Source organism: Candidatus Flexicrinis affinis, assembly GCA_016716525.1.
Lineage (GTDB): Bacteria > Chloroflexota > Anaerolineae > Aggregatilineales > Phototrophicaceae > Flexicrinis > Flexicrinis affinis.
Map to the genome: position 1 here is coordinate 20,719 of JADJWE010000006.1, position 21,933 is coordinate 42,651.

A 21,933-nucleotide genomic window follows, 5' to 3' on the forward strand; every position below is an offset into this window, starting at 1 on the left:
CACAAAGGTTATCCTGCGATGTTGGCACGGAAGCGATCCGGTTAAGGCGCGGCATTCCTGTTTCAAACACGGGGGCGAATGTGCTACAATCCGCCGTCAGTTTGGGTGCATCGCGCCTTATTTTGGTGTCGTAAGTGCTGTGCGCCGCGCATTGCGCCGGCCGCGGGTGCTTTGCTATACTATCGACGCTTTGTGACAAACGACGCAAGCATGTTGACCTTATCGCTTACAGTGTGGGAGTCAGCCCCATGAATGTGCTGAACCAATGGGCGTTTATCGGCGTGTTTTTCCTGCTCGCGCCGCTGCTGCCCGCCTTGCCGATCGTGCTTGGCAACGTGTTTGCGCCGCGCAAACCGAACGCCATCAAACAAGCGACGTACGAGTGCGGCGTCGAAACGGTCGGCGATACGTGGGTGCAGTTCAAGGTTCAGTATTACATCTACGGCCTGATCTTCCTTGTCTTCGACGTTGAGATGGTGCTGCTGTTCCCGTGGGCGATGGCCTATCGGGACTTGGATTTCTTCGCGTTCGGCGCGGGGTTCCTGTTCATCTTCCTGCTGACCGACGCGCTGTTTTACGCGTTGGGCAAAAACGCGCTGAAGTGGGAATAACGCGGGGGCATTGAGGAACGGCTATGGACTGCATCAATAACCTGTCCCTGTGTTTGCGGCAAAGCGGTTTGGACGCCGGGCTGGCCGAGTTCGTCTCGATCTTCCTCGGCGTGGTCCTCGTTGCGACCTTCCCGCTGTTGGTGACGATCGTGCTGATCTGGGTCGAGCGCAAGTTCGCCGCCCGCATTCAGGATCGCATCGGCCCGAACCGCGTCGGCCCGTTCGGCCTGCTTCAGCCTCTGGCGGATGTCGTCAAGCTGCTCAGCAAGGAAAACATCACACCGTCGGGCGCCGACCGTCCGATATACAACCTTGCCCCGCCGTTCATGGTCGCGGCTGTGCTGCTGATCTGGGCGGTCATCCCGCTCTCGCCGATTCACTACGGTGTCGATCTCGAGATCGGCGCGCTGTATTTCGTGGCGGTCGCCAGCATCGGCACGCTTTCGGTGCTCATGGCGGGCTGGGCCAGTAACAACAAGTACGCGCTGCTCGGCGCCTTTCGCGTCGTCGCGCTGCTCATCAGCTACGAAGTCCCGCTCGCGCTGGCGCTGATCGTGCCGGTCATGCTGGCCAACAGCATGTCGATGATCGGTATCGTCGAGGCGCAGTGGGGCATGTGGTTCGTGTTCTCGGCGCCGATCGCCGCATTCCTGTTCTTCGTCGGCTCGCAGGCCGAGACCGGCCGCGCGCCGTTCGACCTCATCGAGGCCGAATCGGAACTGGTGGCCGGCTTCAACATCGAGTACAGCGGCATGAAGTTCGCCATGTTCTTCGCCGGCGAGTTCATGCACGTATTCACCAACGGCGTGCTGATGGCGGTGCTGTTCAGCGGCGGATGGATCGGGCCGTTTGTGGCCGAAGCGCCGTTGATCGGGTTGGTGTGGCTGCTGGCGAAGGCGTCGGTGTGGTACATCATCTCGCTGTGGGTGCGCAATTCGCTGCCGCGCTTGCGCATCGATCAGGTGATGTTGTTTAACTGGCAGTTCTTGGTGCCGCTGAGCATCGTCAATTTGTTGGTGACGGCGTTCCTGCTGCAGATTATCAAGGTCGCCGGGCTGGTGCCCGCAGATCCGGGCAATTTCGTGCAGAACATCCCGCAAACGCTGGTGCTGCTGGTGGGCAATCTGGCGGTGTTCGGCGGTGTGATGGTGATGCTGCGCAACCGCGGCCGGCGTGAACGTGCCGAGGACGCGGCCAAAGGGTTAAGCGCCCCCGCACACGCAGTCGGGGACTGAGAACAGTGCGAATGTCGCGCGGTTCGCTGGTTGGGGCGGCGAACCGCGCCTTTTTGCGAGGAGACGGCGTATGGTCATTGGCGGAATAACCCCTGAAGCCCTCGCGTTCGGGTTCTTTACGATCCTGACGCTAGGAGGTGCCTTGGGTGTCGCGCTCAACCGGAATCTGGTGCGCGGCGCGGTCTGGCTGATTGTCAGCCTGTTCGGCATGGCGGGGCTGTTCGTCCTGCTCAGCGCGCCGTTCTTGGCCGCGGTGCAGGTGCTGGTGTACATCGGTGCGATCGGTATTCTGTTCACGTTCGCCGTGATGCTCACGCGCAGCATGACGAACCTGCGCGAGCGTTTTACCAACCAATGGTGGATATCTGCGATCGTCGCCGCCTTGTTCTTCCTGTTCCTGCTGCTGGGCGTCGTTGTCCCAGTGTGGGGCGGCCTGACCCCTGATCAGGCCCCGGCCGTCGTCGGCACCACCGAGCAGTTGGGCGCCTCGTTTGTCGACGGCAATCAATTCGTGCTGCCGTTCGAAGTCGTGTCGCTGCTGCTCACCGCGGCGATCATCGGCGCTATCGTGATCGCACGTTTGCACGAGGAAGAGGAGTAAGGAGCGCAGCATGGTCCCGCTTTGGATGTATCTGGCCGTCGGCGCCGCGCTGTTCTGCATCGGCACCTACACGGTGCTTTCGCGGAAGAACGCCATCGCGATCCTGATGGGCGTCGAGCTGATGTTGAATGCCGTCAACCTCAATCTGGTTGGCTTCTGGCGCTATCAAGCGCCGGAGAATATGAGCGGGCAGGCGTTCGCCGCCTTCGTGCTCGTGATCGCCGCCGCGGAAGCTGCCGTGGGCTTGGCGATTATCATTGCGGTTTACCGCAGCCGCCGCTCGGTGGTGGTCGAAGATGTCGACCTGCTGCGCTGGTAGAGGGTATCGGACGTTATGATTGCTGACTTCTTGAACGACCCGAACTTCCTGCCGTGGCTGATCCCGGTCGGGCCGCTGCTTGGGTTCCTGATTATCGTGCTGGCCACCAACCGCAGCCGTTGGGTGCCGGCTACCGACCGGCACGAATACGGCGGGCATCACCCGGATTACAACGGCATGTCCGTGCCGGTTGTGGCGCCAGCGAGCCGAGTGCTGAGTATCGTCGTCGGCATGAGCGGCTCGATCGCCGCGTTCCTGATTGCGCTCGCGGTCGTGCTGCGCGTCTCGCAGGTCGACTTCGTGTTCGGCGAGCAGATCTTCGGCAGCGCCGTCGAGTGGCTGTCGGTCGGCATCGCCAATTTCAATATGGGTGTGATGGTCGACCCACTGACCACGATCATGCTGGTCATGGTACCGATCGCCGTGCTGTGCATCTTCATCTACAGCATCGGCTATATGGCCCACGACCCGCGCCAAGCCCGCTTCTTTGCCCTCATCTCGCTGTTTGCCGGCGCCATGTTGACGCTGGTCGTCGCCGACAACCTGCTGCTGCTGTTCGTTGGCTGGGAAATCATGGGCTTGTGCTCGTACCTCCTGATCGGCTTCTGGTTCGAGAAGGAAAGCGCGTACAAGGCCGCGATTAAGGCGTTCACGACCACCCGCGTCGCCGACGTCATCATGCTGCTGGGTATTGCCTATCTCTACTCCGTCACTGGCACGCTCAGCTTCCGCGAAATCCTGTACAACACCGAAGTGCTGGAGACACTCGCCAACACTCCGGCGATCCTGATCGGCGGCATGAGCGCGGCCGGTTTGATCGGCGTCTTCCTGATCATCGGCACGATCGGCAAATCGGCACAGTTCCCGCTGCACGTCTGGCTTCCGGACGCGATGGAAGGCCCGACCCCGGTCAGCGCGATGATCCATGCGGCCGCAATGGTCAGCGCAGGCGTGTACGCGATCCTGCGCATGTACCCGCTGCTCGAGGCCGGCGGTCACCCGCACGCGGGCGAATTCAACTCGCCGCTGCTGCTGATGGCGATTGTCGGCGGCTTCACCGCGTTGTTCTCCGCAACGATTGCCGTTGCCCAAAACGACGTCAAGAAGGTACTGGCCTATTCAACGATTTCGCAGCTCGGCTTCATGATGGCCGCGCTCGGCATCGGTGCCTTTATCGCCGCGGCCTTCCACCTAATCACGCACGCGTTCTTCAAGGCATTGTTGTTCATGGCGTCCGGCTCGGTCATCCACGCGATGGAGCACGGCGAACATCATGTCCATGAGCACGCGCATGGACACCATGACGACGAGGACGAGGACGAACATGCCCACGGCCACGCGGCCGAGGCACATCACGACGACCACGCCGAGCATCACGAGGAACATCACGACGAGGCGCACAGCGCGCCGCACTTCGACCCGCAGGACATGATGAACATGGGTGGGCTGGCCAAGCGCATCCCGGTCACGTTCTACACGTTCGTGATCGGCGGCTTGTCGCTGGCGGGCTTCCCGCTGCTGACTGCTGGCTTCTGGTCGAAGGACGAAATCCTCGCCGACGCATGGCTGGGCACGACCGAAGGCTTCGGCCCGCACGCGTTCGTGTTCCTCATGCTGGCGACAGCCGCGTTCCTCACCGCGTTCTACACGGCGCGGCAACTGTGCCTGACGTTCCTCGGCGAGCCGCGCACGGAAGAAGCCAAGCACGCGGGACTGGGTGGCCCGAGCAACGTCGTGTCGATCACGATGCAGCTCCCGCTGATCATCCTCGCCGTGTTCGCCATCATCGCCGGGTTTGTCGGCGTCCCGCCCGACTTCCCGATCTTCGGCGCGATCTTCTCGCCGGAGCACAACAACTTCAAGTACTTCGTCAACGAAACGTTGCCGCCGGCCATCCAAGCGGACGCACCGGCGTTCAACTGGTTCCCGGTGGCTGTGTCGTTCCTCGTCGCTCTGGGCGGTCTGGGGCTGGGCTACCTGATGTACGGGCGCAAGCCGCTGAAGGCGGGTGAGGAAGACCCGCTGATCAAGATGCTCGGTCCGGTGCACAACGTGTTGAAGAACAAGTACTTCTTCGACGAGCTGTACGAGACGATCTTCATCAAGCCGTCGCAGGCGGTCGCCCGCGCGGTGAGCGAGTTCGTCGATCGCGGCATCATCGACGGCACGCTGCACACGATCGGCTTCGTGTTCCGCTGGATAGGCGACCTGCTCAAGATGCTGAACCTGTGGCTCATTGACGGCTTCGGCGATGGCATCCCCCGCCTGATCGGCTGGACGGGCCTGCAAGTCCGCCGTATTCAGACCGGGCGCGTGCAGCAGTATCTGCTGCTGGTCGCCGCGGCCGCCGTCATCATCGGCCTGATCTTCGTGGTGTCGGCTGGCACCGCCGCCAACTAGAGGGGATGGAGCATGCAACTCGACGTTTTCGGGATTAACCCCCTCACCGTGCTGATCTTCGCCCCGGCGTTGGGCGGTCTGCTGGTGCTGGGCTTGCCCAACAACAAGACGATCGTGCGCTGGGCGTCACTGATCGTGTCGCTCGGCATCGCGCTGTTGGCGGCGATCGTGTTCTTCGCCTACGACCGCGACTTGGCCGGGTATCAGTTTGTCACCGACGGGCAGTGGTTCCCGCCGATCAACGCGCGCTGGACGCTCGGCGTCGACGGCATCAGCATCGCCATGGTGCTGTTGACCGGCATCCTCGTCCCGCTCGCGGTGCTGATCAGCTGGGAGATCGAGGATCGATTCAAGGCGCACCTGGCGCTGATCCTGTTCTTCGAGACCGGCCTGATGGGCGTGTTCGTGGCGCAGGACATGATGATCTTCTTCCTGTTCTACGAAGTCAGCCTCGTCCCGATCTACTTCCTGATCAAGGAATGGGGCGGCGCCAACCGGCAGTACGCGTCGACCAAGTTCTTCATCTACTCGGTCGGCGGCACGCTCGGCATGCTGCTGGCAACCCAGCTCATCGGCTTGACGGCCGGCACGTTCAACATCGAAGCACTGGCCAATCCGGCGACCGGATGGCCCGGCTTCAACCCGGAAGGCGGCGTGTTCCTCGGCGCCGACATCCAAACGGTCAAGACACTGGCGTTCATCGGCTTCTTCATCGCGTTCTGTATCAAGGTGCCGGTGTGGCCGTTCCACACGTGGCTTCCCGACGCGCACTCCGAGGCCCCGACCGCCGGTTCGATGCTGCTGGCCGGCGTCATGCTGAAGCTCGGCGCGTACGGGTTCATCCGTTTGGTCATCCCGCTGTTCCCGGATATCTGGGTCGCCGAGGTCAACATCCTCGGTGCATTCACCGTCGACTGGGCCGGCATCTTCGCCTTCCTCGCCATGCTCGGCGTGGTACTGGGGGCGTTCGCTGCGTTCGGGCAGAACGACATCAAACGGCTCGTTGCGTACAGTTCGGTGAACCACATGGGTTTTGTCGCGCTGGGGATCGCGGTGTATGCCGCAGTATACGGCCGGATGGTCGTGACCGGCAGCGACGGCGGCATGATGCAGGACGCGATCATCGCCGGAAACGGCGCCGTGCTGCAGATGTTCAACCACGGCCTGAGCAGTGCCGGCATGTTCCTTTTGGCCGGCGCGATCTATCACAAGACACACACCCGCGACCTGCGCGAATACGGAGGTCTGTGGGTGAAAGCGCCGGTGTATGGCGCGGTGTTCATCTTCACCAGCATGGCCAGCCTTGGTCTGCCGGGATTAAACGGCTTCGTCAGCGAGTTCCTCGTGGTGCGCGGCTCGTGGCCGGTGTTCACGGCGCTGACGGCCATCTCGATGATCGGCTTGCTGTTCACCGGTTCGTACATTCTGAAGGGCATCCGCGCGGTGCTGCACGGTCCGTTCAACCTACACTGGCGCGACTATCACCTTGAGATCGAGCGGCGCGAGTTTGTGGCGATCGCTCCCCTCATGGTGCTGATGTTGTTTACCGGTATCGTCCCGAATTGGATCCTGCCGGTGATCAATGACTCGGTGACCCGCATCCTGAGCGCGCTGAGTTAGGGGTAAAGTGAACATGCTTGAAGGGTTCTCGTTTCCAGTCCTGAGCGCCATCATCTGGGTGCCGATCATCGCCGGCGTGGTGATCCTGTTCATCGACGCCAAACAGCGCGATCTCGTGCGCGGCGTGGCCATCAGCGCGGCCACGATCGTGCTGGCGCTCTCGTTCCTCGTCTACTTCACCTACAACAGTCAGGTGCAGCAGGTGATGGACAATCAGGAGTTGCTGCTGCAAGCGGGCGGCTCGATGATGGGCACGCAAATGTTCGTCGACGGGCTGGCCTTTGTCGAACACGCCACGTGGATTGAAAGCCTCGGTATCAGCTACCACCTCGCCGTTGACGGCCTCAGCGCGCCCATGGTGCTGTTGACCGGCATGGTCGCGGTGGCCGGCGTGCTGATTAGCTGGCGCATCCAAGACCGCATCCGCGAGTTCATGGCGTTCTTCATGCTGCTGGTGGCCGGCGTCTACGGCGTGTTCATCGCCGTAGACCTGTTCGTGCTGTTCTTCTTCTACGAGCTGGCGATCTTCCCGATGTACCTGCTGATCGCGGGCTGGGGCTGGGTCAAGCTGCGCGAATACGCTGCGATGAAGCTCACGCTCTACATCCTGATCGGCTCGGTGGTCGCGCTGGTCGGCGTGATCGCGATGGTGCTCACGGCTTCGAACTACTTCGCTGCTGAAGGCGCGGGGGTGTTCGAGGCGGCCAAGCAGGCCGGCCTGCTCGCTGAAAGCACGCCGACGTTCAACTTCAATATGGTCTCGCTCACGCTGGCGGCCGAAAACGGCGCATTCGATATCCCGGGCTTCCTCGGTATCGAAACCATGACGTTCGCCAAGCTGTGGTTCCCGTTCATCTTCATCGGCTTCGGCGTTCTGGCCGGCGTGTTCCCGTTCCACAACTGGTCGCCGGATGGTCACGTGGCCGCCCCGACCGCCGTTTCGATGATCCACGCCGGCGTGCTGATGAAGGTCGGCGCATACGCGGCTCTGCGCGCCAGCGTGCAATTGATGCCGGAGGGCGCTCAGACTCACCTGCCATGGATCGTGATACTCACGCTCATCAACGTGGTGCTGGGCGCGTTCATCGCGTTCCGACAACGCGACTTCAAGTACGTTATCGGGTTTAGCTCGGTGTCGCACATGGGTTTGGTGAGCATGGGCTTCGCTACGATGAACGTGACCGGCATGCACGGCGCGGGCATTCAGATGTTCAGCCACGGCGCGATGACGGCCCTCTTCTTCGGCTGTGTCGGCATGGTGTACGACCGCGCCCACACTCGCGACATCCCCAGCCTCGGCGGCATGATCAAGCAGATGCCGTGGGTCGGCTTCGCCTTCATCATCGGCGGTTTGACCAGCATGGGTATGCCGGGCTTCAGTGGGTTCGTCGCCGAGTATCCGATCTTCATGGGCTTGTTCGAGGCGACCAACGTCTCGCTGAACCTCGGCAGCCTGCAAGTGACCAATTACTACCCGATCATCGCGCTCATTGCGGTGCTTGGCATCGTGATCACGGCAGCCTATGTGCTCAGGGTGGTTAGTCAGGTGTTCTTCGGAGAGTTCCGGCAAGACAAGTATCCCGAAGTCGCGGATATCTTCGTCACCGACCGGATCATCCTGCTGCTGCTGGGGGTACCGCTGCTGATCATCGGCCTATACCCGGCGGTTATTGCGCCAATGGTCGAAGCTGGCGTTCGCCCGGTGGTTGCGCTGCTCGGAGGGGGGTTCTAAATGCTGCCGTTCGACTTTTTGACGCATCTCCCGGCCGTCGTGCCGGAAGTCGGGCTGACGGTATTGGCCCTGCTGGTGCTGCTGCTTGACCTGCGCCTGCACGGCGAGAACCGCAAGGTGATCGGCATGGTGGCCGGGCTGGGCATGATCGCGCTGGCGATTACGCCGTTCATCTGGGCGCCAACCGACGCTACCGCCACCTATTGGGGCGGCATGGTGCGCCACGACGCGCTTTCGCAAATCTTCAAAGTGATCGCGCTGCTGGCCGGCGGCATCGTATCGCTGCTGACCGTCGAAACGCACGAAATGGGCCGCAAGGGCGAGTTTTATCTGATCGTCGTTGTCAGCACGTTGGGCGCCTGTTTGATGGCGGCCTCGGCCGACCTGATCATGGTCTTCGTCGCCCTCGAAACGCTCTCGATCCCGCTCTACATCCTCGCCTCGTTCAGCCGCCGCGACAAGCGCAGCGCTGAGGCCGGCGTGAAGTACTTCCTGTTCGGCTCGTTCGCGTCGGCGATCATGCTGTACGGGTTCAGCCTGCTGTACGGCTTCACCGGCCAAACCAACTTGTACGCTATCGCCGAGTACCTCGGCAGCCCAGAATTCGGGGCCAATGCCGCGCCGGTTCTGGCGACACTCGTCCTGATCGTGGTCGGTTTCGGCTTCAAGATCAGCGCGGTGCCGTTCCACTTCTGGACGCCGGACGTCTACGAGGGCGCGCCGACGCCGGTCACCGCGTTCGTCAGCGTGGCCAGCAAGGCGGCAAGCTTCGCGCTGCTGATGCGCTTCTTCCTTGCGGTGTTCCCGCATTCGATGGTCATCGGCGGCGTCGAAATCCAGAACTTCTGGGTCAACTTGGCGGCTGTCACCGCAGCGCTCACGATGACGGTCGGTAATGTGCTGGCGCTGTCGCAGAAGAATATCAAGCGTCTGCTGGCGTATTCGAGCATCGCGCAGGCGGGCTACACGCTGATCGGTGTGGCGGCGCTGCATGCCGGCACGGCCCAGAGCGTCGCGTCGGTCACGTTCTACATGCTGATGTACCTGTTCACCAACATGGTGGCGTTCGGCGTCATCATCGTGTTCAGCGAAGCGACCGGCAGTGACGACATCAAGGACATGGCCGGTTTGAACCGGCGCAATCCGTGGATGGCGCTGGCGATGACGGTCGGCTTCCTGTCGCTGGGCGGCATTCCGCCCGCGGCCGGGTTCTTCGGCAAGTTCTTCCTGTTCAACGCTGCCGTCGAAGCCAACCTGACATGGCTGGCGATCGTCGGCGTGGTGAACGCGATCATCGGCCTCGTCTACTACTTGGTCGTCATCAAGGTTATGTACGTCGACCGCAGCGCCGACGAGGACAAAGCCATCCCCGTCGCGCCGGTTGCGGCGTGGGCGATGGGCGGCGCCACAGTTGCCGTGGTGCTGCTCGGGACGATCGGCACCCAGATCGTCTTCAACTGGGCGCTCACGAGCGCCAGCGCACTGCTCTAGCGGGTTTCCTCGGCCCCCTCATCTGAAGTACCGGATGAGGGGGCCGCATTGAACAGATCGTCCGTCATAGCAATCGATTTTTGATTGTGATAAACTACACAACGTTTGTGGCCGGAAGAGCCGATGACACAGCAGCATACCCCGCCCCCGCCGAAGCCGCGTCTCCTGAACGTCGGGGTCGCACTGGCCGCAGGGCAGGCCGGGTGCGTTACTGTCGTTATCGTCCTTCTGGCAGTTGCTTTAGGGCTGTGGCTTGATTCATTGATCGGGCGGCGCGGGCTGTGCACGCTGGGCTTGGTCATCCTGAGCATTCCGCTCAGCCTGACTCTGATGCTCAAGCTGGCGTTCAGAACCGTACGGCGCGCGGCGACAATACTGCCGACGCCCGCCCCATCGAGTAAGGAGGAGTGAGCTGTTGTGAGTGCGTTAGCGCGGGTAACTTACAGAGGGGAGTGGCGATGAGCGCAAGAGGACGCGGCTGCATCATCTTTGCCATCCTCGTGGTGGTAGGGATTGTATTCTGCGGAATCGTCCCGTTTGTGGTCATGCCTTCCGCGGGCATCGGCATGGCGCTTCCCGTCATCGCCGTCCCCGGTGAAGTCGTGACCCCGGGCGGATTATTTGGGATCGACCTGACCAACACCATCATCGGCACAGTTCTGGCCGACATCTTGGTGATCGTGTTTGCGCTGCTGGCATGGCGCGCATCGCGCGGTTGGACGAAAGAAATCCCCGGACGGTTCCAGTCCTTCGCCGAAACCATCGTCGAAGGCTTTTACGGTTTCTTGAGTGGCATTGGTGGAGAGCGTTTGCGCACCGCCCCGATGCTTTGGCCGCTGGTAGCGACGATCTTCCTGTTCCTGCTGGCCGGCAACATGCTGAAGCTGTTCCCCGGTGTCGAGACGGTGGGCAAGATGCACTGCGCCCACGTCGGCTTCAACGGCTACCCGATTGTGCCGGGCACGATGTCTGACACGAGCTGGCTGTTGTACGTTGACGCAGCGCTCGACAGCGGCACCGAGCAGACCGAGGCTATGGAACACGCCTGCGTCGAATACTTCGACGAGAAGGCCTACGAACGGCTCGTGATTGCGCCGGATGCCGAAGTTGGCGCCGTGATCGAGGAACTTGAGGCCGAGAAGGCCACCCTCGAATCCCAACTGGCGACTGCGGACGCCGAAGCGGCGACCGAGATCGAGCATCAGATCGAGTTCGTCGAGATGCGGATCGCGAGCGCCGAACAGCTCGAAGGCATCGAGCCGCAGATTGTTGCGCTTGAAGCGCAGGTCGAGGAAGCTCGTGCTGCCGAAGCTGGCAGCAGCGAATCGGCGGACGATCATGGCGCGGCCGAAGACGATCACAGCGAGACGGCAGCGACCGACGGTGAAGGCGAAGCGGCTGCAGAGGGTGAAGCAGCCCCGCTGCCCGAAACACCGGCCGTGACACTGGCTGAACTCGAAGCGCAGCTTGCCGACCTCGAAACCGAGCGCAACCTTGCGTTGTCGCAGCTGCATTACCCGGGCGCGACGCTGGCTTTGACGCCCGAGCAGCTTGAGCGCGGCGCCATCCCGTTCGTCTTCCACATCACGCCGTTTGTCCGCGGCCCGGCCACCGACCTCAGCCTGACGATCGCGCTGGCGGTACTGGCGGTTGTGCTGGTGCAGGTTTACGGTGTCATCTCGCAAGGCCCGGCCTACTTCGAGAAGTTCATCAACGTCACGGCGCTTGGCAACTTGAACAAGAAGCCGATGGGCGCGATCGACTTCCTCGTCGGCCTGATCGAAATCATTTCGGAAATCGGCAAGATCGTCTCTCTCGCCTTCCGTCTTTTCGGCAACCTATTTGCCGGCGGCGTGGCGCTCATGGCGATCTCGTTCCTCGTCGCGCTGTTGGTCCCGGGCGTTATCTACGGCCTCGAGATCATCATCGGTGCGGTGCAGGCGCTGGTGTTCTCGGTTCTCACTCTGGTGTTCTCTGTGCAGGCGATGGAAGGACATCATGGCGATGAGCATGATGACCACGCTGCTGCCGAGGCCCATCACTAAGTCACGTTGGTAATCACACTCTAGAAGCTGTCCAGAGGACAAGGAGCAAACGTCATGATTGAAGGTAACATCGCTGATGGGCTGAAGGCCGTAGGCGCAGGGCTCGCCATGATCGGTGCGTTGGGCCCGGGTGTCGGCATCGGTGTGCTGGTGAACGGCGCGCTGCAAGCAATCGGCCGCAACCCGGACGCGGCCGGCCAGGTTCAGACCAACATGATTCTCGGTATCGTGTTCGCCGAAGCCGTCGCCATTTACTGCTTGGTGGTCGCGCTTATCGTGCTGTTCGTGCTCTAATCGACGACTTCGAGCCTAGAGGAGGGTCGATATGAGACAACATAAGACACTGATGCTGCTGGTCGCGATGGCGCTGTTGGCGCTTGCGGTCACGCCTGCGTTTGCCGCCGAAGAAGGTGGCGATCCGCTCGGCGCACTCGGTATCAACGGCGGCTTCCTGCTGGCGCAGTGGGTCAACTTCGGTCTGATCTTCGTGCTGCTAACCGCCCTGCTGTGGCGCCCGATCATGAACCATCTTGACGCGCGCAGCGCCAAGATCAAGAAGGGCATCGAAGATGCCGCCGCCGCCGCCAACGCACGCAAGAACGCGGAAGCCGAAGCGGAGAAGATTCTGTCGCAGGCGCAGAAGGAAGTTCAGCTGAAGATCGCTGAAGGTCAGGGCCGCGCTGACGAAGTGGCCAAGCAAGTCGAGGCCGAAGCCCGCAAGGAAGCCGAGAAGATCCTGGCCGATGCCCGCGCCGCCGCTACGGCAGCCCGCGACACCGAACTTGCCGGCCTGCGCGGTCAGGTGACGTCGATTGCCGTCGCCATCAGCCAGCGCCTGATCGGCGAGACGCTCGACGAGAAGCGTCAGAAGAAGCTGGTCAGCGAGTTCCTCAGCAGCGTCCCGGCCGAGGCCAAAGGCCTCAAGGGCGCTGTCGAAGTCACCAGCGCAATGCCCCTCGAGGATGCCGAGAAGGACAGCGTCAAGAAGGCGCTCGGCGCGTCGGAGATCACCTACTCGGTCGACCCGACGATCCTCGGCGGTCTGGTGATCAAGGCCGGTGGCCGTGTCATCGACGGTTCGGTCAAGAACAACCTGAACGTACTGGCGTCACGCCTGAACTAACGCTCTAAACCACTCGCTCCAAGCCCTTAAGACCGCCCGGACGCCACGCGTCGGGCGGTTTTCTTTGTTCCGGGATGTCGACAACGATGTGAATGTTGTCAGGTGACACCCTGACATTCGTCGCCTGAAATCTACCGCGTTTCGTGCGTACTATAGGTGTAGAACGACAGGACATCTCGCCATGACGATGCAATCCGCACTGCCCAACCGTCCCGTGACCGACACCGCCGAGGGTGTTGTACGCGGCGCATTCGCGCTTCTAAATCCGTTCCGGCGCTCGTACCGCACCCAGTGGGGTGCCACCCATGAAGAACTTCGCCGCGCCCTTCCCGGCGACGACGTACTGCCCGAGGTCCGGTGGTCATCAACCCATGCCATCGACATCAACGCACCACCGGATCAGGTCTGGCCGTGGATCGTGCAAATCGGGCAGGGGCGCGGCGGATTCTACAGCTACGAGACGCTTGAAAACCTGTTCGGTTGCAAGATTACCAACGCAGACGAAATCGTCCCCGAGCTGCAGAATCTAGCCGTCGGTGACGAAATCCGCATGCATCCGAGCGACGCAATGCCGGTGTTCAAGGCGCTGCAGGTCACGGCGCCGACCACACTGCTGCTCGGAAATCGTCCCGCGTATGATGCCAAGCTCGATAGCACCATCGGCGTGACGTGGTTGTTCCAGCTCGAGCCGTCCAACCCTGGCACCACGCGCTTGATTACTCGCTGGCGGATGTTCTACACCCCCGACTCTACGCGTAACCGTCTCGCCTTCGGGCCGATGTTGATCGAGCCGATCGACTTCGTGATGGAAACCAAGATGTTGCAAGGGATCAAGGAGCGTGCCGAGCGCCGCCGGGCACAAATCGAAGAGGTCGATCCTTCGGAGGCACAGCCGAAGGCTCACCCGAAGTGGCAGCTCCCGATTTACCCGTAAAAGGACGCCTCATTCAAGACGGCCGTCGAGCAATTCGGCGGCCGTTCTGATTCAAGCCCATTGCCCTAAGCCAACGCGCGCGCGGCATCCAGCGCGGCGGTAAAGTCGACCTCGTCGCCCATAGCCGGCATATACTGCGCATAGCGCAGCACGTCTTCCTTGTCGACCACGAACACGGCGCGTTGGCAGATGCGCCACGGCACGACGTGTACGCCATACGCGTCGGCAAACCCCATGTCGAGATGGCACGACAGCGTCTCGGTCTTGTCGATACCCTCAGTCGCGCAGTAGCGGCCAAGCGCGTACGGCAGGTCGGCGCTGACGGTCAGCACGACGATATCGTCCGACAGGCCGGCGGCCTCGACGTTGAACCGGCGTGTCTGCGCGCTGCATACCCGCGTATCGATCGACGGCACGCACGAGATCACTTTAACCTTGCCGGCATACTCGGCCGACGTGCGCGCCTGATTGCGCGGCGTCGACAGAGACCAACCCGGCGCGGGAGCGCCGACCTCCAACATCGCGTTGCGCACTTCGAGTTCCATGCTGCCGACCTTCATGCCGGGACGGGACATAAACACCTCACACATTCAGATGGATTAGCCCGGCAGTATAGCGGCGAAAGCTAAGGCTCGGCTTAGGGTTCAGCCGGCCGCGCCGCTGAGGATAACCGGGATCGTATGTAGCACGTCACCCTGTGCGGTGATAATCTGCACCAGCACACTGCCGGTCGCGCCTCCGGGCGTGAGCGCCGCCTGCCACGGCAGTTCGTCCGCGAGATACGACGGCGGCAGCGTCACCTCGGCGCGGTCGATTTCGGCGCCGTCGTCGCCGACCAGAACGACCGAGAACGTGCGCTCGGACAATCCGGACGCGCGGCCCTGCACGCCGATCTCGTCGCCGCCGACCTCGTCACCGGGCTGCGGCACCGCGACGTCGATATACGTACCCTCGGGTCGATGCTCAATCGACGCCAGCGTGACCGACGCCGTGGCGTAGGGCGGGTCGTCAGGGGCGTCCGCCGCCGTGATCGACACCGTCGCTTCTGTGGGCGGCCCAGCGTACGGATGCACGAGTTCAATCTCGAAGCCGCCGTCGCGCGCGTCCACGGCTTGCTGTGTGAGTACCACCCCGTCCGCGACCGCAACAGTGACGATCAGCCCGCCGCTGTTGACGCCCTGCGCGTCGCCGGCCACGGTCACGACGCTGGAGTAGATCACCGTGCCGTTCGGCGGCGACACGAGCGTGACCGCGCCCGTCTTGCCCTGCGGGGCGCAGGCCGGCAACATGAGCGTCAGTGCGATGGCAGCAATCAGGCGGCGCATGGCGTGTCCTACTTGGGTGGATGTCCGTGGCGATTGTACCCGCCCCGCTCGGGCCGTCCACCCCTACGCGCCGCGTTGCCTGTCGCCCGGACTCGGGATATAATACATTTGTTCTAGTCTCGCAGGAGGAAATCGCATGACTGCCGCTGACTCCTTTGCCAACGGTGTGCGCCTACCTGACGGCACACGGCCGCCCGCTCGAACAGGCGCTTTACGCCTACCACTTCAGCGGCGGCTATGCCGGCGACGTGGTGACCGCGCTCACCCGCTACCAGAACCTCGACGGCGGCTTCGGCCACGGGCTTGAGCCGGACGTACGCCTCGCGGACTCGTCCGTGATCGCGACGTCGGTCGCCTTCCAGCACATGCAGGAGATCGGCATGCCGACCGATCACGCGATGGTCGTTCAAGCCTGCGCTTACCTGAATACGGTATACCTCCCCGACGAAGCGCGCTTCCCGATCATCCCGCCGGAGATCGACGACGCGCCGCATGCGCCGTGGTGGCAGTACGGCGGCGATTTGTGGCAGAGCAAGCTCAATCCGACCGCTGAGCTGCTCGGCTGTCTGTTCGCCTATCCGACGCACTTTCCCGCCGATGTACTCCAAAACGTACGCGAACAGGTCAGCAAAAACCGTTCAAAGCGCCGACTCGATGGAGATGCACGACCTGATGTGCTGCGTGCGTCTGGTCGAGAACCGGGCCACACCCGCCGATCTGCGCGACGCGCTGCTGCCCAAGCTGACCGAACTGGTCGACAAGGCCGTCGAGCGCGATCCGGCCAACTGGCCGAACTACACGCTTCCGCCGCTCGGGATCGTGTCGTCGCCCGCCTCGCCGTTTGCGCACCTGTTCGAACACGTGCTGCCCGCCAACCTCGACTTCATGCTGAGCTGGCAGAGCGAGGACGGCGGATGGCACCCCAACTGGAACTGGGGCTATCTGCCGGAGGTGTGGGCTGTCGCCGAGCGCGACTGGACGAGCGTCCTCACACTGACCAACCTCAAGAAACTGCGTGCCTTCGGCGCGGCGTAGAGAAAGGCGACCAAAGGGCTTTCGCCCTCTGGACTCCCGTTTCTGCGGACTGATGCCGCATGCGGCATCAGTCCGCGAGTAACGAGGTGCAGGAGTGCAAACTCCTGCCGAGGCTTGGGGCAGCGCCCCGACAACACACCCTTCTTACATTCTCAACACACGTTCGAAACACGTTGGGCGGATCATAGAGTCATGAGATGTCGCCATTGTGCAGGAGGTTCGAGATGTTCATCTTCCGCCCGTTCCGTGTGTTTCGCCGTCAGATGCGCCGTGCATGGCGCCGTCCGCTGCTGTTTGCGGCGACACGCCCACGCCGCGTGGTCGCCCGCCGCATGATGATGCGCCGCCGGTTCTGAGTCGGGTCGCGTCCCCGCGATCAATCCTCGACCTGCCAGAACCAGACCGTGCCGCCTGCGAGCACGGCCAGTGTGGTTCCATCCGGGCTGAACGCGACATCTTCAACACCCCGGTCCGGATGGTTCAATACCGCGAGTCGTGCTGCGGTCTCGGTCGAGTAGACTTCCACGATCCCGCTATGGTCGCCGACGGCGAGCAAGCTGCCGTCGCCGTTGAGCGCGGTGCTCACCGAGTTTGACAGCTCGGTCACAATCGAAATCACCCGAAGATCTGACATACGGACGATATCGATTCGGACGGGCATTTCGTCTGCAGTACTGGCACGATCACGGGTGGGTGGCACCACGGTCACCGTAAGGATCGCCCCGTCCTCGCTAATCGCAATGTGATGCGCCCATTGCCAATCGGCCGGCATGATCGGCTCAAGCGCGTAATTCTCGTTGAGCACGACCAGCCCCGAGCTTGTCGCGATCATCAGCCGGCCGTCAGGGTGATACGCCGCCACACCCAACATATCGACTGCTTCGGCGTCGTACAGGGCCTGCGTAGGCAGCAGTCCGCCGCTCGTTCGAAGCTGATCGACTCCCCAGATGGTCACGTTTGCCCGATCGTAGTCGTAATCCTGCCAGCTCGTCACCACGCGTGCACCGTCCGGGGAGACAGACAGTTCCTGACCGATGAAGTAGCGGTTCGTGCCATACCCGCGAATCTGGCCGGTCGGGTAATCAAGGATCGAGGCGACCGGCCACGACGCTTCGCCGCCGGAGTCTTCGGACATCACGGCGAGCAACTGCGTGCCCGGAATCCAAGTCAGTGCGTACGCCCCAAGCGAATGGCTGATCTCACGGATCAGGCCACCGGAGGCGACATCCCATTCGCTGATCGCGGTGCTGTACAGGTCACCGGTCGCCTTGCCGCCGCTCACTAGAACTCGCGCGCTGTCCGGCGTGAACGTAATGCCAGTCAGCCTCCTGTCGTCGAGCGGCGGGATGCTACTGTTTAGCGCAAGCTCCGCTGCGTTCGATGCATCGATCACTGGCGCGTCGTTCGCTGGCGTTTCTTTGTCCGCGCTCGCGGGCGCAGGCTCGCCGGTCACGCCGAACGTCGACACGCCATCGCCAAACCGCGCGAACAGATAGGCTCCATCACTGCTGAATTCCAGTGATCTGACTCTCCGCACGACATCCTCAATCGTCCGGTCGGTGATCGGCCCGGGCTGGCGAACGTTCCACAGGTAGAGGTCGTCCGCGTCTGTCGAGGCAAACACCGAGCCGTCCGGGCTGAACGCGCCGATCCCCTCGCCGGCGAACCGCAGTATCACTTCGTTGGATTCGATGTCCCACACTTCGACCTCCGGCAGCCCCCAGCGCTTGATGGCGACCTGCGTGCCGGTCGGGCTAAGGACAGCCCTCTCAGTGCCTTCGATGACCAGCAGCGGGGTATCGACTATCAACGGCTCGTCCGCGCCGGGGGGTACGGTTGGAACGTTCCACACGTAAATATCCGGTGGACTGTACCAATTTGATCTGACCTCCGCGACCACGATGCGCGAGTCCAGACTGAACGCGATTGAGTCCGCACTGGATGGGCCGAGCACATTCGACCGAAGCAGTATCATCGGAAAGTCGGGCTGATCGCCGTCAAACTCAGTGGGCCAGAGTGCCACTGGGTTGTCGTTATGATCAGTCGCTAGATACTTACCATCTGGCGAGAAAGCTGCGGCATCTGAACCACTGTAGTTTGTCTCCCATGTCCACACTTTAGTGGGTTCGGGCCCAGCTAAAATGACTTGACCGATGTATTGCGCCCAAATCCGCACCAGCGCGGTGAACCGACCGTCCGGGCTTTCTACGACTGGACACCCGGAATAGTACGAGAAGTCATCGCCTGTGTGGTAACGCACAGTCACGCGCGTTACTTCGGCGGGTCCACACACGTCGCGGAATTGAACGAGCGTCTCACGGCTGAATTCGGCGTCGAGTTCTTCCCCGGTCACGAGATCGAACACGCGATCACTGTCGAATACCCCTACGGCTTTGTCGCGGTCAACTGCTACCAACCGACCGTACGAGGTCTCGATTACCGGGATCGTAAGGGTCGTCCCGTCGATCAACGAGCCGACGACGACATTACCCTCCTGCCAGTAGGCATACCGCGAGCCTTCATCATCGACTTTCGCCCCGCGCGGGAATGTCGTGATGACCCGCCCAGACTCGAGTTCTAACGCCGAGACCTCCGTGTTTGCGGTTTGCACCAGCACGCGCTGACTGTCCATGCTGAACGTGGGAAATCCGCAATTGGCCGGAATTTCCATGTGAAGCGACGGGGTATCCTTCGATAGGTCCCAGACCAGCGTCGTCTCATCAGTCGTGACCGACAGCCAGCGCGCGTCGCGGCTGAATCGAGCAGGCTGAGAGCTGTAGCAGACGTCTTTCCCGACCGCTAGAAGTTCGATGCAGTCCTGCTTCACATCGCCGTCTGCGATTTCCCACAGAAATCCTTGCCCCGAGCTGTCAAGGCCGAAGAGATACTTGCGGTCCGCGGAGCCGTGTACCGAGTCGATGAATACGAACTGCCACCACTCATCCCGAGCGCATGGAAGGCGCTCCCAGCCACTGTCTGCGCTCCAGATCATCGGCTTGCTGTACTGCATGGTGCCGGCAACCCAGCGCCCATAGGCGTCGACGGCCGGCAGCGAAAACCACTCGCCGCCGGGGGTGACGTTCTCGCCAGTCTTCGCGTCGTAGAACTGCGTGTACTCGAAGAAGGCGCCGTATATGGCGCTGGTTGTGGATGCTGTGATCAGCAGCGACTCGTCTGCCGAGAATTTGAGCGTGTGTACGATTTCCAGATAGTGATCGAATTCCGCCAGCAGAGTCTCGTTCTCGAAATCCCAAAGCTGGAAATGAAGCCCGAAATGCTCAGGCGATGGAAATGCGAAGGCGACCCGCGAAGCGTAGTACCCGCTGGAGAAGACAATCTTGAGCGGCGCATAGGGCATGCCTGTGCGTATCACCTTGTCCCTCGTATAGACGACATACTGGTCCCCTTCCAGCCGCACGTGGGTGAATCGGTCGGTGCCTTCCTGAAACTGCCGCGCCGGTCGGTCTTGGAACTCGTATTGATATTCGAATTCGGATGCCGCCCAAATCACGCCCCCCGACTCCACACCGACTTCAGGCTCGAACTCGATGTCCGGGCCGGCGTCCGGCAACTCGCGCAACGGCGCTTCGGGCTGGTTCGTATCGTAGATGACGGCACCCCGGCTCGTCGCAATTCCGATCGTGGGTCTGGCCCATCCGAAGTCAATCTCGCCCGGGAGCGGCGACGCCACAGTGCGGATGAGCCCGACCTGCCGCAGGGTATCGGGCGTGATGGGCGGCACGCCCGGCGGCTGCGCAATTGGCCGCGCGACAGACAGCAACAACGCAATCACTATCCACAGTACCCGTGCCATAATGGTTCCTTGAATATCTCGTACTAAGACTATTTTGCGTCAAGAGCGGCTCTGCGATCACAATCGAACCCGCTACGCGACTGCACCGCTCTCCCACCTGCTCGATGACGGACGACGACGCATTGGCGACGCCACCGGGAATCACCCGCCACGCCCCGCCCGCACCCTCGGCATCCGCGGCGGGCACACTCTGCGCTATAATCGTCGCGTTCGCGTCACGACTAACGACTAGGAGTGTTTTTTCGATGGGCTTCGACAAGATCCGCGTCCCTGAGACCGGACAAAAAATCACCTTCACCAACGGCGTCATGAACGTCCCCGACAACCCGATCCTGATGTACATCGAAGGCGACGGCATCGGCTACGACATCATGACGGCCAGCCTGCGCATCTGGGATGCGGCGGTGGCGAAAGCCTACGGCGGCAACCGCAAGGTCGCGTGGATGGAAATCTACAGCGGCGAGAAGGCCGCCTCGGTCTACGACGGCGATTACATGCCGGAGGAGACGTTCGACGCGCTGCGCGAGTTCTACGTCGGCATCAAAGGCCCGTTGACCACGCCGGTCGGCGGCGGCTTCCGCAGCTTGAACGTCACGCTGCGGCAGGTGCTCGACCTGTACCAGTGCATCCGCCCGGTGCGCTGGTATCGCGGCGTGCCCTCACCGCTGCGCCATCCGGAAGACGTCGACGTCGTGATCTTCCGCGAGAACACCGAGGACATCTACGCCGGCATCGAGTTCGAGTCCGGCACACCCGAGAACGAAAAGCTGGCGAAGTTCCTGCGCGAAGAGATGGGCGTCACCAAGTTCTTCGAAGGCGCCGGCCTCGGCATCAAGCCGGTCAGCGCGTTCGGCAGCAAGCGCCTCATCCGTGCGGCCATCCAGTATGCCATCAAGCACGGCCGCAAGAGCGTCACGCTGGTGCACAAGGGCAACATCCAGAAGTTCACCGAAGGCGCGTTCATGAAGTGGGGCTACGAGGTCGCGCGCGAGGAATTCCCCAACGAGACGATCGCGTGGGAAGAGGTCGCCAAGAATCACGGCGGCAAGGTGCCCGAAGGCAAGATCCTGATTCAGGACACCATCGCGGACATCACCTTCCAGCACATGCTGCTTCGCCCGAAGGAGCACTCGGTACTGGCGACCACGAACCTCAACGGCGACTACCTCAGCGACGCGATCGCGGCCGAGGTCGGCGGCGTAGGCATCGCGCCGGGGGCCAACGTCGGCGATCAGGTCGCGCTGTTCGAGGCCACCCACGGCACCGCGCCCAAGTACACCAACCTCGACAAGGTCAACCCGGGTTCGCTGCTTTTCAGCGGCTGTATGATGCTCGAGCATATCGGCTGGACCGAGGCGTCGGAGATGATCACCAAGGCGTACGAATTGACGCTGGATCAGAAGATCGTGACCTACGACTTCGCCCGCCAGATGCAGGGCGCGACCGAGGTCGCAACCAGCAAGTTTGCCGACGCGATCATCGACAACATGAATCGCGTCTAGCGCGCACACGCGACTCCCGCCGCCTGAGCCGTTCGGCTGACGGCGCGTTCGCATCCCACGATCTCACCCCAACCTGCATACGCTGCAGTCCCCCCTCTCCGAGTTGGAGAGGGGGTTAGGGGGTTGAGGTACCCCAACCGCGTGCG

At 62.2% G+C, this 21,933-nt stretch carries 19 protein-coding genes; 15 read left to right on the plus strand and 4 right to left on the minus strand.

The genetic code is table 11. The annotated features are described in order from the left end of the window. The first annotated feature begins 254 nt into the window (after positions 1-254). The 13 genes from IPM16_15445 to IPM16_15505 all read left to right on the plus strand — a co-directional run bounded on the left by IPM16_15445 (position 255) and on the right by IPM16_15505 (position 14,111). Positions 255-611 (plus strand): NADH-quinone oxidoreductase subunit A, encoded by a 357-nt coding sequence (locus tag IPM16_15445; protein MBK9124493.1) that lies wholly within the window; start codon positions 255-257, stop codon positions 609-611. Positions 612-634: 23 nt separating this feature from the next. Further along, positions 635-1,846 carry an NADH-quinone oxidoreductase subunit NuoH gene (gene nuoH, locus IPM16_15450; GenBank protein ID MBK9124494.1) on the plus strand — a complete coding sequence of 404 codons (1,212 nt, stop codon included), beginning with the start codon at positions 635-637 and terminating at the stop codon, positions 1,844-1,846. Between the two features lie 70 nt (positions 1,847-1,916). Further along, positions 1,917-2,447 carry an NADH-quinone oxidoreductase subunit J gene (locus IPM16_15455; GenBank protein ID MBK9124495.1) on the plus strand — a complete coding sequence of 177 codons (531 nt, stop codon included), beginning with the start codon at positions 1,917-1,919 and terminating at the stop codon, positions 2,445-2,447. A 10-nt stretch (positions 2,448-2,457) separates the two neighbouring features. Beyond that, positions 2,458-2,766: an NADH-quinone oxidoreductase subunit NuoK gene (gene nuoK / locus IPM16_15460; GenBank protein MBK9124496.1), complete on the plus strand. Its 309-nt coding sequence runs from the start codon at positions 2,458-2,460 to the stop codon at positions 2,764-2,766. A 15-nt stretch (positions 2,767-2,781) separates the two neighbouring features. Further along, positions 2,782-5,166, plus strand: coding sequence for an NADH-quinone oxidoreductase subunit L (locus tag IPM16_15465; protein MBK9124497.1), 2,385 nt, complete (start codon positions 2,782-2,784; stop codon positions 5,164-5,166). A gap of 12 nt (positions 5,167-5,178) precedes the next feature. Continuing rightward, the gene (locus IPM16_15470) at positions 5,179-6,786 is read left to right on the plus strand and encodes an NADH-quinone oxidoreductase subunit M (protein ID MBK9124498.1); all 1,608 of its coding nucleotides are present in this window, start codon (positions 5,179-5,181) and stop codon (positions 6,784-6,786) included. A gap of 13 nt (positions 6,787-6,799) precedes the next feature. Continuing rightward, complete coding sequence (locus IPM16_15475; GenBank protein ID MBK9124499.1) at positions 6,800-8,518, plus strand: NADH-quinone oxidoreductase subunit M; 1,719 nt, start codon at positions 6,800-6,802, stop codon at positions 8,516-8,518. Next, positions 8,519-10,009, plus strand: coding sequence for an NADH-quinone oxidoreductase subunit N (locus IPM16_15480; protein MBK9124500.1), 1,491 nt, complete (start codon positions 8,519-8,521; stop codon positions 10,007-10,009). Between the two features lie 123 nt (positions 10,010-10,132). Further along, positions 10,133-10,420 carry an AtpZ/AtpI family protein gene (locus IPM16_15485; GenBank protein MBK9124501.1) on the plus strand — a complete coding sequence of 96 codons (288 nt, stop codon included), beginning with the start codon at positions 10,133-10,135 and terminating at the stop codon, positions 10,418-10,420. 47 nt (positions 10,421-10,467) lie between these two features. Further along, positions 10,468-12,054: a F0F1 ATP synthase subunit A gene (locus tag IPM16_15490; protein MBK9124502.1), complete on the plus strand. Its 1,587-nt coding sequence runs from the start codon at positions 10,468-10,470 to the stop codon at positions 12,052-12,054. A gap of 54 nt (positions 12,055-12,108) precedes the next feature. Further along, positions 12,109-12,348, plus strand: a complete 240-nt coding sequence (atpE, locus tag IPM16_15495; GenBank protein MBK9124503.1) for an ATP synthase F0 subunit C — start codon at positions 12,109-12,111, stop codon at positions 12,346-12,348. 31 nt (positions 12,349-12,379) lie between these two features. After that, positions 12,380-13,177, plus strand: a complete 798-nt coding sequence (atpF, locus tag IPM16_15500) for a F0F1 ATP synthase subunit B (protein MBK9124504.1) — start codon at positions 12,380-12,382, stop codon at positions 13,175-13,177. Between the two features lie 181 nt (positions 13,178-13,358). Then, positions 13,359-14,111, plus strand: a complete 753-nt coding sequence (locus IPM16_15505; GenBank protein MBK9124505.1) for a hypothetical protein — start codon at positions 13,359-13,361, stop codon at positions 14,109-14,111. Positions 14,112-14,176: 65 nt separating this feature from the next. Here the strand turns inward: IPM16_15505 and tpx are convergent, their stop codons facing one another. The 3 genes from tpx to IPM16_15520 all read right to left on the minus strand — a co-directional run bounded on the left by tpx (position 14,177) and on the right by IPM16_15520 (position 16,023). Then, positions 14,177-14,671: a thiol peroxidase gene (gene tpx, locus IPM16_15510; protein MBK9124506.1), complete on the minus strand. Its 495-nt coding sequence runs from the start codon at positions 14,669-14,671 to the stop codon at positions 14,177-14,179. Between the two features lie 84 nt (positions 14,672-14,755). After that, the gene (locus IPM16_15515) at positions 14,756-15,436 is read right to left on the minus strand and encodes a hypothetical protein (GenBank protein MBK9124507.1); all 681 of its coding nucleotides are present in this window, start codon (positions 15,434-15,436) and stop codon (positions 14,756-14,758) included. A gap of 113 nt (positions 15,437-15,549) precedes the next feature. Beyond that, positions 15,550-16,023, minus strand: coding sequence for a hypothetical protein (locus IPM16_15520; protein MBK9124508.1), 474 nt, complete (start codon positions 16,021-16,023; stop codon positions 15,550-15,552). Positions 16,024-16,090: 67 nt separating this feature from the next. Between IPM16_15520 and IPM16_15525 the strand changes: the two genes are divergently transcribed. After that, entirely contained in the window at positions 16,091-16,471 is a 381-nt protein-coding gene (locus IPM16_15525; GenBank protein ID MBK9124509.1) for a hypothetical protein, read from the plus strand. Between the two features lie 376 nt (positions 16,472-16,847). Here IPM16_15525 and IPM16_15530 read toward each other — a convergent pair whose 3' ends face one another. After that, entirely contained in the window at positions 16,848-20,285 is a 3,438-nt protein-coding gene (locus tag IPM16_15530; protein MBK9124510.1) for a WD40 repeat domain-containing protein, read from the minus strand. A 245-nt stretch (positions 20,286-20,530) separates the two neighbouring features. On the opposite strand from IPM16_15530, the gene icd reads away from it, so the two are divergent. Further along, positions 20,531-21,787 (plus strand): isocitrate dehydrogenase (NADP(+)), encoded by a 1,257-nt coding sequence (icd, locus tag IPM16_15535; GenBank protein ID MBK9124511.1) that lies wholly within the window; start codon positions 20,531-20,533, stop codon positions 21,785-21,787. Positions 21,788-21,933 lie beyond the last annotated feature (146 nt).

What these genes read in the sequence shown, in the direction of transcription:
- nuoH (MBK9124494.1), top strand. Translation starts at nt 635, where the DNA reads ATGGACTGCATCAATAACCTGTCCCTGTGTTTGCGGCAAAGCGGTTTG.
- IPM16_15455 (MBK9124495.1), top strand. Translation starts at nt 1,917, where the DNA reads ATGGTCATTGGCGGAATAACCCCTGAAGCCCTCGCGTTCGGGTTCTTT.
- nuoK (MBK9124496.1), top strand. Translation starts at nt 2,458, where the DNA reads ATGGTCCCGCTTTGGATGTATCTGGCCGTCGGCGCCGCGCTGTTCTGC.
- IPM16_15465 (MBK9124497.1), top strand. Translation starts at nt 2,782, where the DNA reads ATGATTGCTGACTTCTTGAACGACCCGAACTTCCTGCCGTGGCTGATC.
- IPM16_15470 (MBK9124498.1), top strand. Translation starts at nt 5,179, where the DNA reads ATGCAACTCGACGTTTTCGGGATTAACCCCCTCACCGTGCTGATCTTC.
- IPM16_15475 (MBK9124499.1), top strand. Translation starts at nt 6,800, where the DNA reads ATGCTTGAAGGGTTCTCGTTTCCAGTCCTGAGCGCCATCATCTGGGTG.
- IPM16_15480 (MBK9124500.1), top strand. Translation starts at nt 8,519, where the DNA reads ATGCTGCCGTTCGACTTTTTGACGCATCTCCCGGCCGTCGTGCCGGAA.
- IPM16_15485 (MBK9124501.1), top strand. Translation starts at nt 10,133, where the DNA reads ATGACACAGCAGCATACCCCGCCCCCGCCGAAGCCGCGTCTCCTGAAC.
- IPM16_15490 (MBK9124502.1), top strand. Translation starts at nt 10,468, where the DNA reads ATGAGCGCAAGAGGACGCGGCTGCATCATCTTTGCCATCCTCGTGGTG.
- atpE (MBK9124503.1), top strand. Translation starts at nt 12,109, where the DNA reads ATGATTGAAGGTAACATCGCTGATGGGCTGAAGGCCGTAGGCGCAGGG.
- atpF (MBK9124504.1), top strand. Translation starts at nt 12,380, where the DNA reads ATGAGACAACATAAGACACTGATGCTGCTGGTCGCGATGGCGCTGTTG.
- IPM16_15505 (MBK9124505.1), top strand. Translation starts at nt 13,359, where the DNA reads ATGACGATGCAATCCGCACTGCCCAACCGTCCCGTGACCGACACCGCC.
- tpx (MBK9124506.1), bottom strand. Translation starts at nt 14,671, where the DNA reads ATGAAGGTCGGCAGCATGGAACTCGAAGTGCGCAACGCGATGTTGGAG.
- IPM16_15515 (MBK9124507.1), bottom strand. Translation starts at nt 15,436, where the DNA reads ATGCGCCGCCTGATTGCTGCCATCGCACTGACGCTCATGTTGCCGGCC.
- IPM16_15525 (MBK9124509.1), top strand. Translation starts at nt 16,091, where the DNA reads ATGGAGATGCACGACCTGATGTGCTGCGTGCGTCTGGTCGAGAACCGG.
- IPM16_15530 (MBK9124510.1), bottom strand. Translation starts at nt 20,285, where the DNA reads ATGGCACGGGTACTGTGGATAGTGATTGCGTTGTTGCTGTCTGTCGCG.
- icd (MBK9124511.1), top strand. Translation starts at nt 20,531, where the DNA reads ATGGGCTTCGACAAGATCCGCGTCCCTGAGACCGGACAAAAAATCACC.